Source organism: Pontibacter sp. T17, assembly GCF_057219875.1.
Map to the genome: position 1 here is coordinate 1,172,614 of NZ_JBXVVW010000001.1, position 16,820 is coordinate 1,189,433.

General features: G+C 55.6%; 13 protein-coding genes. 8 read left to right on the forward strand and 5 right to left on the reverse strand.

Features of this window, described 5'->3' with window-relative positions:
* Positions 1-6 precede the first annotated feature (6 nt).
* The 5 genes from AC2D8O_RS05265 (at position 7) to AC2D8O_RS05285 (ending at position 5,934) form a co-directional block, all read left to right on the forward strand.
* Positions 7-1,491 carry a RagB/SusD family nutrient uptake outer membrane protein gene (locus tag AC2D8O_RS05265; RefSeq protein WP_484677748.1) on the forward strand — a complete coding sequence of 495 codons (1,485 nt, stop codon included), beginning with the start codon at positions 7-9 and terminating at the stop codon, positions 1,489-1,491.
* A gap of 86 nt (positions 1,492-1,577) precedes the next feature.
* Entirely contained in the window at positions 1,578-2,678 is a 1,101-nt protein-coding gene (locus AC2D8O_RS05270) for a vWA domain-containing protein (RefSeq protein ID WP_484678270.1), read from the forward strand.
* A gap of 49 nt (positions 2,679-2,727) precedes the next feature.
* Positions 2,728-3,594, forward strand: a complete 867-nt coding sequence (gene rfbA, locus AC2D8O_RS05275; protein WP_484677749.1) for a glucose-1-phosphate thymidylyltransferase RfbA — start codon at positions 2,728-2,730, stop codon at positions 3,592-3,594.
* Positions 3,595-3,632: 38 nt separating this feature from the next.
* Entirely contained in the window at positions 3,633-5,177 is a 1,545-nt protein-coding gene (locus AC2D8O_RS05280; protein WP_484677750.1) for a sigma 54-interacting transcriptional regulator, read from the forward strand.
* Positions 5,178-5,217: 40 nt separating this feature from the next.
* Positions 5,218-5,934 carry a hypothetical protein gene (locus AC2D8O_RS05285; protein ID WP_484677751.1) on the forward strand — a complete coding sequence of 239 codons (717 nt, stop codon included), beginning with the start codon at positions 5,218-5,220 and terminating at the stop codon, positions 5,932-5,934.
* Between the two features lie 15 nt (positions 5,935-5,949).
* Here the strand turns inward: AC2D8O_RS05285 and AC2D8O_RS05290 are convergent, their stop codons facing one another.
* Entirely contained in the window at positions 5,950-6,252 is a 303-nt protein-coding gene (locus tag AC2D8O_RS05290; protein ID WP_484677752.1) for a phosphoribosylpyrophosphate synthetase, read from the reverse strand.
* A 61-nt stretch (positions 6,253-6,313) separates the two neighbouring features.
* Positions 6,314-7,096 (reverse strand): enoyl-CoA hydratase-related protein, encoded by a 783-nt coding sequence (locus AC2D8O_RS05295; protein ID WP_484677753.1) that lies wholly within the window; start codon positions 7,094-7,096, stop codon positions 6,314-6,316.
* Between the two features lie 94 nt (positions 7,097-7,190).
* On the opposite strand from AC2D8O_RS05295, the gene gpmI reads away from it, so the two are divergent.
* On the forward strand, positions 7,191-8,720 hold the full coding sequence (gpmI, locus tag AC2D8O_RS05300; RefSeq protein WP_484677754.1) for a 2,3-bisphosphoglycerate-independent phosphoglycerate mutase: 1,530 nt from the start codon (positions 7,191-7,193) through the stop codon (positions 8,718-8,720).
* Between the two features lie 87 nt (positions 8,721-8,807).
* Here the strand turns inward: gpmI and AC2D8O_RS05305 are convergent, their stop codons facing one another.
* Positions 8,808-12,764: a hypothetical protein gene (locus tag AC2D8O_RS05305; protein WP_484677755.1), complete on the reverse strand. Its 3,957-nt coding sequence runs from the start codon at positions 12,762-12,764 to the stop codon at positions 8,808-8,810.
* 188 nt (positions 12,765-12,952) lie between these two features.
* Here AC2D8O_RS05305 and AC2D8O_RS05310 point away from each other — a divergent pair, with 188 nt between their 5' ends.
* A complete protein-coding gene (locus tag AC2D8O_RS05310) occupies positions 12,953-13,420 on the forward strand; it encodes a DUF4920 domain-containing protein (protein WP_484677756.1) in 468 nt (155 codons plus the stop codon).
* A 2-nt stretch (positions 13,421-13,422) separates the two neighbouring features.
* On the forward strand, positions 13,423-13,827 hold the full coding sequence (locus AC2D8O_RS05315; RefSeq protein WP_484677757.1) for a hypothetical protein: 405 nt from the start codon (positions 13,423-13,425) through the stop codon (positions 13,825-13,827).
* Between the two features lie 50 nt (positions 13,828-13,877).
* Here AC2D8O_RS05315 and AC2D8O_RS05320 read toward each other — a convergent pair whose 3' ends face one another.
* Complete coding sequence (locus AC2D8O_RS05320; RefSeq protein ID WP_484677758.1) at positions 13,878-14,204, reverse strand: Mpo1-like protein; 327 nt, start codon at positions 14,202-14,204, stop codon at positions 13,878-13,880.
* Positions 14,205-14,285: 81 nt separating this feature from the next.
* Complete coding sequence (locus tag AC2D8O_RS05325; RefSeq protein WP_484677759.1) at positions 14,286-16,802, reverse strand: ATP-binding protein; 2,517 nt, start codon at positions 16,800-16,802, stop codon at positions 14,286-14,288.
* Positions 16,803-16,820 lie beyond the last annotated feature (18 nt).

Consider the following 16,820-nt stretch of genomic DNA (forward strand, 5'->3'; position numbering starts at 1 on the left):
TTCCTCATGAAAAGAATACTGAAATACATGCTGGCAGTGGGCCTGATGGGTGCTGCCAGTGCGGGCTGTTCGATTCTGGAGGTCCCCTCCCAGCTCGACACCAATAACCCGATAGCAGATAACTATCTGAAAAACGCTACCCGCTCGCAGCTGAAAGAGCTGTTTGTTGGGATGCAGGCGCGCCTTCGTGCGGCATTTGCTGGTGCTAACACCGGGTACATGTCCATGATCACTTCCTTTGGCCGCGAAGCCCTGTACTACTCCAATCAGGACAGTCGCTTTTTCTCGGTTGCCATGGGTAATGTGCCCATGGATAACACGTCCTTCTATCACGCATATTATCTGACTTTCTCTTATGCCCGTAACCAGGCGGCACAGGCAGAAAAAGCTGCCATCAATGCCCGGATTGGCGAACTGTCTACCGGCGAGTTGAAGGCTTATCGGGGGTATGCGATGACGGTTCAGGCAATCTGTATGTTGCATCAGCTGAATATGCTGTACCAGAATGGTATACGTATAGATCTGGCTGATCCGCTGAAGCCTGGCCCCTTTGTTTCATATCAGGCGGCGCTGACTGAGATTCTGCGACTGTTGAATGATGGCTATGCGCTCATGAATGATGTTGAGGCGGATATGAGTGGCACAGATGTCTTCTTCTTCACCAGCGGCTGGAACGATTATGTTACAGCTTCGACGGGTGCCAACACGGCTGAAAAGATGGCTCGTCTGAACCGCGCGTTCGCTGCTCGGGTTTATGCCTATCGTGCCAATGCTACCAGTTCGGCTGCCGACTGGGGTGCTGTGCTGACGGCTATCGACAACTCCTTCTACCCGGATGCCGATGCCCCCGATAGCACCAACTTTAGCAATACACGTTATGTTGGGCCGAAAAACTTCTTCAGTGCCGCTGCTGGTGAAGCGTTGAACCCCCAGTTCTACAATCCGAATCTGGCTACAGGTACCGCACTGGTACCCGTTGCGTTTGTTAATGATGCGGAGCCTGGTGACACACGCGTATTTGGTACACCAATGGCTAACGGAGGTAATGCCAAAATACGTGTTAGAGCCGCCAACATTGCTACGCTCACTAACGGTGTGATTATCAACTTCCAGCATGAGATGGCAATGTATGCTTCCAACACTACGGCTTCCTACATGATCCGTGGCGAGGAGCTTGCACTGCTGGCTGCCGAAGCCAAGTACAACACTGGGCTGGAGACCGATGCGCAGAACATCATCAATGTGGTTCGGGCGCAGTATTCACTGGGTGCTGTGACGCCTACTGGCACCGCACTGCTGGATGAAATTCTGAAGCAGCGTCGTTACTCGCTCGCTTTCGAAGGCCATCGTTGGATTGACCTTCGCCGTTATAACCGACTGGATGCTGCCTGGGTAGCTTCGGTGCGCGACAACGGTGGCAATCCGTATGGAGCTGTCGTAACGCAGATGCCCAAGCGGATTGACGAAATCAACTGGGACAACGCGAACTGAGGAGTGAACTGGAAAAGCAAAGAGGCCCGCATCGCGGGCCTCTTTGCTTTTTGAACATTGCAGAGTGGCCTGGCGTTATAGGTAATATGCTGGGCCACCGCTTTTCTACCTTTGACCCGAATGAGCCACAGGGTGGAGATTTCGAATCGTTGTTGAAACTCTTCCTCGAATTGCTCACCTACACCAGCGGCGACGTACAGGAAGCCCTTTCCTGGATGACGCAGTTGGACAGGCAATATGGCCTCACAACCCCGGAGTATGCCATGGGCGACTTCATTCAGGACCTCAAAGACCGCGGCTATATACGGGAGGAGGAAGGCGGCTCGGGCGTGTTTCAGCCCTCTGGCAAGGCTGAACAGGCCATTCGAAAGCAAAGCCTGGAAGAGATCTTCGGCAAGCTGGCGAAAAGTGGGCAGGGCCAGCACCGGACCTCTTATACAGGGCAGGGCGATGAGAGCACTGCCGACGTGCGGCCCTGGCAGTTTGGCGACTCGCTCGACTCCATCCTGCTGACCGAGTCTATCCGCAATGCACAGGTGAACCACGGCCTGAGCGACTTTGCTCTGGCCGAAGATGATCTGGAGGTCGTCGAGCGTGAGTACAAGACCATCACCAGCACCGTGCTGATGATCGACATCTCGCACTCCATGATACTCTACGGTGAAGACCGTATCACGCCTGCCAAAAAGACGGCCATGGCGTTGGCCGAGCTGATAACTACCCGCTATCCCAAGGACACGCTGGACATTATTGTCTTTGGCAATGATGCCTGGCCTGTAGAAATTAAAGACCTGCCGTACCTTCAGGTAGGGCCTTATCACACCAACACGGTGGCAGGGCTGGAGCTTGCCATGGACATCCTGCGCCGGCGCAAGACGCACAACAAGCAGATTTTCATGATTACCGATGGCAAGCCCACGTGCCTGAAAGAAGCGGGAGACTACTATAAGAACAGCTTCGGGCTTGACCGGAAAATCGTGAACAAAACGCTGAACATCGCCGCTGCCGCCAAGCGCGCCAACATCGGTGTGACAACCTTCATGATCGCTCGTGACCCTTATCTCCAACGTTTTGTGCAGGAGTTTACTGAGACTGCTGGTGGCAAAGCGTTCTACGCCAGTCTGGATGGCCTGGGCGAGTATCTTTTCGAAGACTACATCCGCAATCGCCGCCGCAGGGTACGCTGAAGCCGCTGCGGTGGTTTCTGGGGAGTGCAGTTATTGGTAATTTGCCCCCGTGAAAGGCATCATCCTTGCCGGTGGCTCCGGCACCCGACTGTATCCGCTTACGCAGGTGATCAGCAAACAGCTGATGCCCGTGTACGACAAGCCTATGATTTACTACCCGCTCTCGACGCTGATGCTGGCCGAGATACGCGAGGTGCTGATTATTTCCACGCCCGAAGATCTGCCGGGTTTCAAGCGCCTGCTGGGCACAGGCGAGCGGCTGGGCATGAAGTTTTCCTACGCCGAGCAGCCCAAGCCCGAGGGGCTGGCGCAGGCCTTTACCATCGGTCGTGACTTTATCGGCACTGACAGCGTGTGCCTCATACTGGGCGATAATATTTTCTACGCGCATGGCTTGGGCGAACTGCTGAAAACCTGCCAGCAGCCGCAGGGAGGCATCATCTTCGCCTATCACGTACTCGACCCCGAGCGCTATGGCGTAGTGGAGTTTGATGCGACCGACCGCGTGCTGTCCATCGAGGAAAAGCCGCTGAAGCCAAAGTCGTCCTACGCTGTTCCGGGCCTGTATTTTTACGACAATCAGGTGGTGGAGATTGCCACCAACCTGAAACCCTCGGCCCGAGGCGAGTATGAGATCACGGACGTGAATGCAGAGTATCTGCGCCGTGGGCAGCTGCATGTACGTAAGATGAACCGCGGCACTGCCTGGCTGGACACCGGCACGCATGCCTCGCTGTTGCAGGCGGGCAACTTCGTTCAGATTATTGAAGAGCGGCAGGGCCTGAAAATCGGCTGCATTGAGGAAATCGCCTGGCGGAAGGGCTTCATTACCGCCGAGCAGCTGCGCGAGATAGCCGCCCCGCTGGAAAAGAGTGGTTACGGCACCTATCTGCTGAACCTGCTGAAAGCCCGCTGAGAGTGAATTTTCGACAGTGCGAAGGTGTTCTGTAGAAGATGGCCAATCCGCACCGTACCCTCACCACGCTGGGCGCTCTTCGCGCCAGTGGCTACCAAAGCCGAAGCATCAAGGACGAACTCAGAGAGAATCTGATAGCGGCTCTGCGCGACCGCCGAAAGGTATTCTCTGGCATCGTGGGCTACGAAGACACGGTGATTCCGGAGCTTCAGACCGCCATTCTTTCGCGGCACAACATTTTGCTTTTGGGCTTGCGCGGGCAGGCCAAAACGCGGATTGCCCGCCAGATGGTGGAACTCCTGGACGAGTACATGCCGGTAGTTGCGGGCTCGGAACTGAGCGACGATCCGCTGAACCCGCTTTCTCGCCAGGCCCGCGACCTCATTGCTGAGGCTGGTGACGACACCCCCATCGACTGGGTACACCGCGAGGCACGTTATACCGAGAAGCTGGCAACGCCGGATGTGTCGGTGGCGGACCTTATCGGCGATCTGGACCCCATCAAAGCGGCATCGCTGAAGCTGACGTATGCCGACGAACGGGTCATTCACTTTGGGCTGGTGCCGCGTTCACACCGTGGGATTTTCGTCATCAACGAACTGCCCGACCTGCAGGCCCGCATTCAGGTGGCGCTCTTCAATATCCTGCAGGAGAAAGACATACAGATACGCGGTTTCCGCCTGCGCTTGCCACTGGATGTACAGTTTGTGTTCACGGCCAACCCGGAAGACTACACCAACCGTGGCAGCATTGTTACCCCGCTGAAAGACCGCATCGAAAGCCAGATACTGACGCATTATCCGCGTACGGTGGAGCTTTCCCGCGAGATTACCCAGCAGGAGGCCCATCTGGCAGACGCCCAGCGCAAAGCTGTTGCCAGCTTCCGTCTGGTGGAAGACCTGGTAGAGCAGATTGCGTTTGAGGCACGGCAGAGCGAGTTCGTTGACTCCAAGTCGGGCGTGTCGGCCCGTCTCACTATCAGCGCCTTCGAGAACGTGGTGTCGGCAGCCGAGCGCCGCATGTTGCTGGCGGGAGAAAAGACCACCAGCCTGCGGATTGCAGACCTCTATTCCGCCGTGGCCAGCATCACCGGGAAGATAGAACTGGTGTATGAGGGCGAGCAGGAGGGCCCCGGCAAGGTGGCGCACACGCTGATCAGCAAGGCTATACGCACGGTGTTTGCGCAGCTGTACCCCAATCCGGAAAAACTGAAGCGCAGCAAGCAGCCAAGCCCATACGAGGCAGTTTCTGCATGGTTTGGCAAGGGGGGAACGGTAGACGTGCTGCGCGATGCCCGCAAGCAGGAATATGAAATGGCGCTGAACAGCGTGGAAGGTCTGCGCGAACTGGTGAAGGTCCTTCAGCCCCAGGTGCGTGACGAAGAGCTGTTGTTGCACATGGAGTTTGTACTGCATGGGCTGGCCGAATATTCTCTGCTGGGCAAGAAGATGCTGGTGTCGCCGAATGGGGGTGCTGTGCTGTCGTTCCGCGATATGCTGGGGAGTATGTTCAGTCTGGATTCCCTACAGGACGAAGAAGGCGACGAGGACGATTCAGACAACCGTGGCCGAAAGCGACGTTAACCGGGCAGATGCGTAGCGGCTTCCTGCTAAGTTTGCTGGCATGAATGCCAGCGCAACGGATGCCGTAAAAACAAAGGATTCCTCACAGTCTTTACGCACCTATCTGGTGCAGGAAGCCAAGGCAGTATTGAAGTCCGGCTTTGGTGCATTGTTGCGTACCATGGCAATTGGCATCGCTGTCAACGCCGCAGTTGTAGTTCTGGTGTCGGTTCTGCTCAAAACAGGAGTTCTGCACTTTCAAGACGAGAACACCTTTCTGGGAGTAATACGAGCACTGCTCCTTATTCTGTTTTTCTGTCTGCCCATTTTAGTGGCCGTGGTGTATCTGGTGGTGGGGCAGCGACAGGCGCTGCGCGCTGCGCTAGGCACGTTGGTCGAGCGACATAATGAGCATCTCTGGAAGGCGGTTTTCCGGGCTGTCTGCCAACAGTTGCCAGCTGACGCGGCTTCCATCAACCACAAGCTGTCAAAGGCCGATGCGGTAGCAGGGCTGATCAAGGGGCTGCCGATGCCGGCATATCGGTTGGTGTGGCTTCTGTCCAAGGCGGTACCAGTATTGCCTACGCTTCTACAGACGCTGAAGAGTATGCCGGCCAATACGGAAGAGGCCGTGGAGCTGGCTGGTACTGGCTTTGCCAATCAACTGAAGCCGATGTTGGCCAGGCTGCCAATCATGCCGTCGCAGAAGCCCGTTTGGATAACGGTTGGGATAAACCTGGTGCTTCTGTTGGGGCTTTGCCTGTTCCTGTTTTCCTGAAGCTGACTGGGGCTTTCAGCGCGCGAAGTGGAGTTTGCTGCGGAGCGGTTCGGGAATGGCCTCGCCATAGGTACCGAAGGCCTTCACGAAGACGCCTTTGACGCCACTGGTGCTTTCGATAGCATAGAGGACAGACTCGTCGGACGGATTGGTGGCGCCTTCAAAGCGGTATTGTTCACGCACATCGAATTCATCGTGTTGCAGGATGACGTCCTGGGCGGGGCACTCAAGGCAATCGCCATTCAGGTTGAAGTCGTGCAGGAAGCCGCGCTTGCGCAGGTCCGTCAGGGCTTCAGAGAGAGTATCATAGCTATACATGGCACAAATAGAAAAGGGAATACAAAGTATGTATTCCCTTGGCAATGTGTAAGATTCCGCCTTAGCGGCCTTTCCACTCGGGTTTGCGCTTCTCAATAAAAGCGGCCATGCCTTCTTTTTGGTCTTCGGTGGCGAAAAGGCTGTAGAAGTTGCGGCGCTCGGTGTCCATGCCCTGGCTCAGGACAGGCTCGAATGCCTGGTTTACTGCCTCTTTGCCCATTCGCACGGCCAGTGGCGCCTGCTGTGCCACCTCGGCAGCCAGCTTCAGAGCTTCGGTTAGGTAAATTTCGACAGGTACTACGCGGTTGACCAGGCCAAAGCGGTAGGCTTCGTCGGCGGGCAGAAAACGGCCTGTCAGCACCAGTTCCATAGCACGGGCTTTGCCCAGGGCGTGGGTAAGGCGCTGTGTGCCACCGGCGCCGGGAATAACACCCAGTTTGATTTCGGGCTGGCCAAACTGCGCACTCTCAGACGCGACAATCATGTCGCAGAGCATGGTGAGTTCGCAGCCTCCCCCCAGTGCGAATCCGCTGACTGCGGCAATCAGCGGCTTGCGAACGGCCTTCAGCATGGCCCACTTATGAAACTGCTGGCGGTCGATCATCTCGACAAACGACTTTCCGGCCATTTCCTTGATGTCGGCGCCAGCGGCAAAGGCTTTCTCATTGCCTGTGATGACAATAGCCCGTATAGTGGCATCGGCATCCAGTTGGGTGCAGGCATCGGCCAACTCTGACATGACGCCCAGATTGAGGGCGTTGAGTTCTTTGGGGCGGTTGATGCGGAGGAGTGCAACGCCGGGATAGTCGTCAGGACGCTCAAACAGAATGAATTCGTAAGCCATGGTGGTCTCAGGTGTGAGTCTGGGAGCCCGAAACTACATAAAGCCGGGCAACCCACAAGCAGCCTAAGCGACGGCGGTTCCGTACCTTTGCAGCATGAATGCCAAGCGCAAAGTAGCCCTGTTGATTCTGGACGGGTGGGGGATAGCCGAGGACCCCAGCGTGAGTGCCATTGACGCCGCTCAGACGCCGTTTTATGACAGCATCCGTACCCGTTATCCTTTCACCCGGCTGCGCGCCAGTGAAGGCTGGGTGGGGCTGCCTGCGGGCCAGATGGGCAACAGCGAGGTGGGGCACATGCACCTGGGCGCAGGCCGCGTCATTTACCAGGAGTTGGTGCGGGTAACCAACACCATTCGCGATGGCGGGCTGGCACAGCTGAAAACCTGGACGGATACCGTTGCTTACTGTCAGGTAAACAACAAGCCCCTACACCTGATAGGTCTGGTGTCGGATGGCGGTGTTCACAGCCATATTGACCACCTGCTGGGCCTGCTGGATGCGGCTCAGAAAGCGGGTATCGCCCAAACTTATGTGCATGTCATCACCGATGGGCGCGACACCGCACCCGACAGTGGGCGGCGCTTTCTGATTCAGTTGGAGGCCCATCTTGCGGCCTCGGGCTATGGGCGGATTGCCACGATATGTGGCCGCTATTATGCCATGGACCGCGATAAGCGCTGGGAACGCACCCACCTGGCTTGGGACCTGCTGGTGAACGGCAAGGGCGAGGCTTTCGATACCGCAATGGCTGCATTGGAAGCCAGTTATGCCACCGGTGTGACGGATGAGTTTGTAAAGCCCGCAGTGATAGGGGCACCTGTAACCATCGCTGATGGCGATGCTGTGCTGTTCTTTAACTTCCGTACCGACCGTGGCCGCCAACTGACCTCGGCGCTGTCACAGAAGCCATACTCCGAGCAGCAGATGCACCCCCTCAGGCTGCACTATGTGACCATGACCCGCTACGATGAGACGTTTCAGGGGGTGGAGGTGCTGTTTGAGAAGGACGATGTAAGTCACACACTTGGTCAGGTGCTGGCCGAGAACGGCTGCACCCAGATACGCATTGCCGAGACTGAGAAGTATCCGCACGTCACTTTCTTCTTTAACGGTGGACGGGAGGAGCCCTTCACCGGCGAGCGGCGCATTCTGTGCCCAAGCCCCAAGGTGGCAACCTACGACCTGCAACCGCAGATGTCGGCTTTTGATATCCGAAATGCCATACTTCCGGAAGTGAAAGCGGGCGCAGCCGACTTCATCTGCCTGAACTTCGCCAACCCCGACATGGTAGGTCACACCGGTGTGTTTGAGGCCGCAGTGAAAGCCTGTGAGACCGTGGACCAGTGCGTGCAGGCCGTGGTGGAAGCAGGCCTTGACCACTACACGTTCATCATCCTGGCCGACCACGGCAATGCAGACCGCTTGCGCAACCCCGATGGAACGCCGCATACCGCACATACGCTGGCCGAAGTGCCCTGCATTCTGATTCCCCGCAAGGGCGACAGCAGTCACTTCACGCTGTCTCCCGGTGCCTTGGGTGATATCGCGCCTACCATTCTGCACCTGATGGGGCTGCCGATTCCGTCACAGATGACGGGCAAGGTACTGGCGACTGAAAGCTGATTTACAAGCTTTTCAGCTTCAGGTATATGAACGCGAACGCCCTTCCAATTGGAAGGGCGTTGCTCAAAACCCACTCAAAAACACTCACTAAAGTCGTATAAGCTGGAGGCGCTGGGTGTGCGTCCCGCTGGTAAGGACGAGGTAATAGCTGCCAGTGGGTGCCTGGCTGAGCCAATTGCGTATCTGGGTTGTGATGGATGTCAGTGAGCCTTTAGCGTTCAGTTGTACAGTACCGGAACTGGCAATGACTGTCAGTTGGTGGTCGTTGCTGTAGCTGACATCTGGAGACACCAGCGTGATGTCGAAAGAGGCCGCATCCAATACCGGATTGGGACTCAGTACCCAGACGGTATTGTTGGCGTCAACGGCACTGACAGTACGCTTGATTTCAATGATGGCGGAGTTGGTTGCAGTGCCATCAAAGTCTATCTGTCGTACACGATAGTAAGCAGACTGAGCACTGGCTGGCCAGGTGCGGTCAGTGAGGGAGTAGTTGTTTACTTGGGAAGAAGTACCTGCGCCAGCAACGGTGCCGACAACTTCAAATGCGTGGCCGTCCCAGGAGCGTTCTACTACAAACTCACGGTTATTGATTTCAGCGGCGGTAGCCCAGAGTACATGCGCGCCGCCTTGTACATACTGTCCCTGAACGGCGAGCCAGCGCACGGGGAGAGCGCCCCCGCCAAGGCCGCCAGTAGCTGAGGCCGATATGCCGAAATCGCTGAAGGTAGTAATCCCGTCAGAGGCAGCCCCAACGGTAGAACCCGACTTGGTGCTGGCTTTTTCATTGAGCGTACGGCCCCAAGGAGATGAACCGTTGTTACGCTTTACAATAGCAAAGCCAAGCATACCAGAGGTATTGGTAGAGCCGTTTAATATGGCCTGAGTGTTCACGTGTCCAGTTGTAAGTGGAAGGTTCGGCGCGACTGTCCAATAGCCGCCATCGAGCAGTTGGGTAGCAGGGCTGCCAGGAGCGCCGGGGTAGGGAATGGTAGCCGAGCCACCATTGGCGCCGAGATCTGCGGAAACGCCAGCGGTGAAAGTGCCTTCAAACCATTGAGGACCAGTTACATCAGCGGAAGGGCTCAGCGTGAAGGGCTGATAGTAGGTGCCATCGCCCAGCGGCAGGGTAGCGGTTGTGCCAGGGGCGATACGATAATGCACTTTGCCATTGATGTGACCGGTATTGCTGCCACCAGTATGACTGGCCAGGTCGATGTGCAGACCTGCGGGCACATTGAAAATGGAGGCGCCCAGGTCCAGTGTGGCGGCTGTTTCGCCTTTGTCGTCAATAACGATACTGTTGTCGGCAATGTTGATCGACGTAGGGCCAGTGGCAGTGGTAGTGATGTTGGCCACTGATGTTGCAGCCGAGGGCTTCAGGGTAAGTGCCGTGCCTGACTTGGGCTGTGCAGTACCACGGAACCAGCCGTTGTTGAGGGCGATGGTGCCGGGCATTGTGCCGTAATCAAAAGCCGTTTGCAGACAGCCATCACAATAATCGCCTTTGGTGCCATGGGTGTTGAAACCCACACCGTAAATGGCGGCTGTGATATTGCTTCTATCGCCCGTAAAGCCAAAGTCAGCGAGGTTCTGGTCTGTGGCGGCGTTGAGGTACGGGTTGATGGTTTTGTAGCGCAGAGGGGTGGTTCTGTTGATGCTGATTTTGCCGAGGATGGTGGCTTCATCCGTAGCGCCCCACCAATTGCCTGCGAGCAGAGACTGTTGGGCGCCAGTAAGGTTGGTTTCCTGGTAAGCCAAGCCTGGTGTTGCAAGGTTGTTGCCTACGATTTCATTCAGATGAACGACTGCGGCAGAAGTCGGTTTGGTGACTATGATGCCCTGCAGGTTGCCACTGAAGTGGGAGTTCTCAATGCGTTGATAGTAAGAACCCAATTGTGCTCCTATGCCAGTACCCTGTGTGGAGATAGCGAAGCCTGACACAAAGAGCGAGTCATTGGGGTTAGCCGGGGCCGAGGCAGGCCCCATGAGGGCACGTATGCCGATGCGGTTTGTTGCGGTACCAGGTTCGCTGCTGGCCACGATACGGCCTTTGTCGAATTGGGCGCGGATTACCCCCGCAGTTGCTGTTTCATGCAGGGTGTAGATGCCAGTAGGGAATTGACTGATGTCGGTATTGACAAACAGGACTTTGGTAGGCTGGTTGTTGGGGCTGCCTCCAATGCCCAAGCCCGTCGTAAGCATGACGCCAGCATAGGAAGTAGTGGCTGTGGCAGGAAGATCGGCGGGGCCAATCAGTGTGTTGCTCAGGAAGTACTGGGCGTTTGAGGGACTTTGGGATACCTGTATGCCAGCGATGGTCCCAACCGCAGACTTCGTAGCGGCAGGAATGTTTGAGATGTTTACTGTGTTGTCGCGGACATGAAGCCGTCGGTTGTTCAGCTGACTTTCGACCATGATGCCGTTCACGGCAGTAAGGCCAACGCCACCTGCATAGGTACCAGAAGCATAGCGGAGGGTGTTGTTTCTGACCACTAGGGAATCGGCTAGGCTGAAGTTGTTGTTTACGTAAATGCCTGCACGATAAAACTCTATCGTGTTATTGGCTATTTCGTTTTTGAATCCAGTGTTTACACCATAGTGGTTCTGGTACTGAATACCCAGGCGCACCCGCTGTAGAGAGTTGTCAGTGACATTGCCATAGGTATTGTCGAAGAGCATGATCCCAGCACCCGTCCCCGAGAGGCCAGCAACGTTGTAAATGAGGTTACCTCTAATGGAGAGATCCTTGCTGGTGAGCGAACCTGGGTCCAGATAAATGCCCTCTTCTCCAAAATGCCGGAGGATGTTGTTTATGAGGGTGAAGCCCGAGTTGTCGCGGCTGGAATAGCCGGAGGTGTAAGTGAAGTCTGTAATGCCGAGAGCGGCCTGTACGTTAACCCCATTCACGGAAGTGCCGGTAGGAGTGGCGGGGTTGTTGCCATCAAAGAGCAGGCCGTTGATTGTGGCATTGCGTACCCCATTCACGTGCATAAGGGTTGCGTTGTACGCTCCTGTGACCGAATAGTTGGGTTCGCTGACACCGGCAGGAAGGCAAATGACGGTTTCGTTGGCTGCGACACGCGAGGGGTCGGTGCCAGCTGTTCCTGCATAGAAGCCTGCGATCTGAATGCCATCCAGTGAGTTGTCGGGCCGATTGACGAGGTCAAGGAAGTAGGGGAATCGACCAGACGAGACGTTAATCACCGAGCCGGTGCCCGCAACTGATATGGCATCCTGCAACAGCACCCGACTGTTCTTGCCAGCCGAAATCGCGTTGGAGTTGACGGTGATGCTTTGGGCTGTAAGGCCCACCTGGGTGACACTGATATTATCGATGCTGCCGAGGAATGGAAGCACAGGGTCAAAGTGTAGTTTACCTCCGGTCAGATCGGTACGGAGGTAGAAGATGTAGCGGCCATTGCTTTGAATGATGGGGCTCTTCACAGCTCCAATGCCCACCTGAATAGAGCCCGGTGTGCCTGCCTGAAGGCCCTGTACTTCGAAGCGGACTTCATACAGAGTCAAAGGTTTAAAGGTAAAAGCTTGATATACAAGTGGCGATACCGGGAAAAAGGCAGGATGGGTCATACGGCGGGTTACTGCATCATACGCCCAGTCGGCTGGAACATTCCACTCCCCACCCCCATTGAAGGGCGCATTCAACTGCCCGTTGACTATCAGATTGATTTCGGGGAATTCAACCGATGCATGGTCTTCACCGAGGATAATGCCGTCGAATTGAGCCTGGGCATTGCTGGTAATAGTGAAGTTGGCATCAGTAAATATCTCAAACGCAATCTGTTTGTCGATGTAAACCGTTTCGGTGTAATAACTGGCCACCAGTCGAACGATGTCTCCATTGGCAGCCGTCATGATTGCTTTCGAGGCAGTCTTGAATGGTGAAGACATGTCGCCATAATTGGCATCGTCCCCATAGAAAGGATCAACATAAAAGGTCTGCTGCTGGGCAAACACACTTCCTGCCATCAGCAGTAAGCCCGACAGGAGCCAGCGTAGGCATAGAGTACCGAGTAGCTTCATGGATGAATAGTAGAGAGTTCGGGGCGAAGCTATTCCGGATGGCAATCTGACTTGGTTAAGCAGTTATTAATGACGGAATTAGACAGATGGTCTTTTGATTGGGTTTTTTAACAACTTGTTGGGTACTGGCTGTCGTAAGTCCTCCTTACTTTGTTAAAGAGTCTTACGCAACCCTCATTCCCTCTGTTATGACCCGTATAGGAGCTTTCTTGCTGGCAGCTGCCAGTGTAGTGGTATTGGCATTCGCCCCTGCTGGAGGCGACGAGCGCTATGGTTCCAAAATCAATGAAAAGGGAGCTGTGGCCGCCACACAGCTGCCTCAATTACTGCAAGGCAAGCAGACCGTGACGGCCAAAGTGCGCGGAGTCGTGGGGGCCGTGTGTCAGCAGAAAGGCTGCTGGATGACGATGGACCTGGGCAACGGCCAGACGATGCGTATCCGCTTCAAGGATTATGCCTTCTTTGTGCCAAAGGATTGCGCAGGCCGTGAAGCAGTCATCGAAGGCGAGGCAACCGTAGAGGTTACATCTGTGGAAGAGCAGCGGCATTACGCGCAGGACGCTGGCAAATCGCAGGCCGAGATAGATGCCATTACGCAGGAAAAACGCCAGATTACCTTTGAGGCGGTAGGTGTCATTCTCAAGAAGCGCGGTTGAGCATGAGGCGCTTTTTGAAGTTGCTGCCAGTGTTTCTGCTGGTGGGGAGCTTTTCTACTGCCTGGCTGCCAGTGGAGTCTTCAGAATTGGCGCTGTTGATGCGTGCCATGTATGAAGATGCCGCGGGCCTGCGCAGGAAAATAGAAGCAGGGAAAGTGAAACTGGGCAAGCTGCCCGAGGCCCACCGGAACATTACCAAGGCCAAACCGACCGATGCCAGTGACAGCGGTCCGGCATTCGAGGCGTTTGCTGCCAGTTACGTGAACCAACTGGAGCAGTTGTATAATCCTGCTGACGCCATGCCCAAGCGTGAGCGATGGAACCTGGTGGTGAGCCAGTGCATGAGTTGCCATAAAGTGCACTGCCCCGGCCCACTGAAGCGCATAGAGCGGCTGAAGCTGCCTTGAGCACTCACAGTATACAGGCAAAAAGCCCCGCATTCCAGCGGGGCTTTTTGTTACCACTGGACTTTGCCGCGGAGAATATCTCGGAACATGAGAAAGTCGCTGGCGAGGCTGAATGCCGGGTACTGAAAAGTGGCAGGTTTGTTTTTCTCGAAGAAAGCGTGGCCTACCCAGGCAAATCCATAACCAACAGCTGGAATGAGCAGAAGCCCCCACCAGGTTTGTGTAGCCAGCGCCCAGATGAGCACGAATGGTAATAGCCCTGTTCCAATGAAATGCAGTCGCCTGCTGGTAGCGTTGCGGTGTTCGTGCAGGTAGAAGGGATAGAACTCGGCCAGTGTACGAAAGCGGATTCCATCGGCGGGTTTGGGAGCGTCCATAGGTCACAAAAACAGGTTGCCCACTGAAGTTACGATTTTCAGTGGGCATGATCTTGCTGCTGATGCTGCGTTTTTACCGTATCACGCAGCCTGTTGTGTGGCTGTTTCTTCGCTCACGGCAGGCTGCACGATAGGCAGGCTTACGGTGAAGCGTGTACGGCCGGGTTGGCTTTCCACACGCATGTCGCCATAATGCTTGCGAACAATCTTGCGACAGATATCGAGGCCCAGGCCCGTACCTTCGCCACGGGGCTTGGTGGTGAAGAAGGGCTCGAAGATCTTCTCGATTTTGTCGGCGGGAATGCCTGAGCCACTGTCTGTGATGTGCACCTCGGCGAATTCGCCCACCCGCTCAACCTCTATAGCCAGCTTACCCACGCCGTTCATGGCCTGAATGGCATTCTGGATGATATTGGTCCAAACCTGGCTGAGTTCGTCGGCGTAGGCAGGAATCATGGGCAGGGTGTCATCGTACTTAGCCTCCACCTCAATGCCATACTTCAGTTGGTTGTTGTAAATGATGAGGACCGTCTCAATGTGCTCGCGCAGGTTGATGGGGGCAACCTCCTGCTTATCCTGAGTATGGGCATAACTCTTGAGGGCAAACACCACTTTCTTGGTCTTGTCGGCAGCCAGTGAAATGTTGTCGAGGTTCATTTTCAGCTGGCCCAGCGAGTAGAAGAGTTCGGAGAAGGGGGTGCCCTGTGGGTCGGCGAAAATGGTCAGATAGGGTGTGAGATCGCCGTAGAAACCAGCGTCTACGATTCGACGGGCCATGTCTTCGGCTTCCTCCTGAATGCCAGCTTCGCCGAGGGTTTCGGCAAACTGGCGGCGCAGTTTGCGCTCTTCCTTGGAGGAGAGGTGTTCGCGTTCCTGGTAAAGAATGACCTCAATGAACTTATATACCATGGCGCGTTTCTCTTCCGAGACACTGGCCAGCAGTTCGGGCAGACGGTTGAGCGCTGCAGGTAACAGGTCAATCATGTTGACGGCACTGGCCTTGATGGCACCCAGTGGGCTGTTCATCTCGTGGGCTACACCAGCTACCAGTTGGCCAAGTGCTGCCATTTTCTCGGACAGGACCAGCTGCTGCTGTGCACTTTGCAGGCCATTGAGGGCATTGGCCAATTCGGCCGTGCGTTCATCTACACGGGCTTCGAGCTGGTCGTTGGCGTCTTCGAGCTGCTGTTGGAACAGGCGCATCTGTTCCTGTGCGGTTTCCAGTTGGGAGATGTTCTGGCGCAATTCCTCTTCCTGAACTTCCAGAATGCGCGATTTCTCGTTGGCCTCTTCGTAAAGCTGCTGGATACGTCGTTGGCTGGCAACAGAAGCGAGTGCGCCGCCAAGCTGTTCACCCATGCGTTGCAGCAGGTTGCGGTCGGCTTCGGTCAGGGGGTGGAGGGTAGAGATTTCCAGAAGGCCTTCCACGCGGTCGTTGTGGATGAGCGGCACCATGAAGTTGGCCTTGGGAGCGATTGCTACCAGGCCCGCAGCTGCCATGCTCTTCAGTTGATTGGGATTGTCGATGTACCAGGTTCGGGCACTTTTAGCCACCTGCCCTGCCAGGCCCTGCCCCATGCGGATCTGTTTTGGGGTGTCTTTATGGAGTGCAAAGCCAGATACCAGAGTCAGGTGTGGGCCATCAAGCGGGTTTTCAGTAACCTGATACAAGGCCCCCTGCAACATTTTGAAGTCGGGAGCAATAGACCCCAGTAGCGCGCTGCCCCAGCGTTCCAGGCTTTGGCCAGGCTGCCAGCGGAGTAGACGCTCGAAATCGGCCATGCGCTCGCGTTCGCGCCGGCGGTTTTCAATCAACTCCATGGTGCGCCGAAGCTCTTCCTGGGAGGTTTCCAGTGCAGCATTCTTTTCTTCCATTTGGCGGCGCGAGGCTTCCACCACTGCCGCCGAGGCTTGGAGTTCGGCGGTGCTCTTCTCAATCTGCACCATCTGTTTCTTCAGCCGCGCTTCTGAAATCTTCATCAGCGAGTTCTGCTCACGGGCAGTATTAAGGAGCTTCTCATTCTCGAGAGCTGATGCCGCGAACTGCCGCTGAAGGTAGATAAGGCTTACAATGGCAAGCAGACAGCCAGAGGTTTCCAGCAATGCCTGCAACAGCGGACCTTCATTGGCAGTGGCATGTTCGGTCCGAATGAGGTCGAATGCCCCTGGCAGAAAGAATAGTACTACGTTGGCAACAAGACCTGAAATGAGCAGGGTGCGCTCTTTCTGCGTGAAGAGAATGAGCGGGAAGGAAATAATGCTGAACTGCAACACCCGTATGCCGGTGGGGTCTACATAGTTCAGCGATGAATAGCCGATGATGGCGGGAGGCACCACTGTCAGTAGAAACCTGCTAAGGACATGATAGCCCAGCCTGTTGAGCACCAGATAGCCGATGCAGCTGAAAAAGATGAGGAGCGTGGAGTAGATGTTCAGCCAATCCCAAGCAGCATAGGAGTAGACCATAAACACTACCGAAAGCAGCAGGCTGGTAACGGAGAGGACATTAGACGTCCGGATTTTCTGCCGGATGCCCAGGTCCTGGGTTTTCTGTGTGCCCAGCGACAGCAGCGGTTCTATCAGGGAGGTTAGTGTCATGATGCGTCAGGTAAGCGC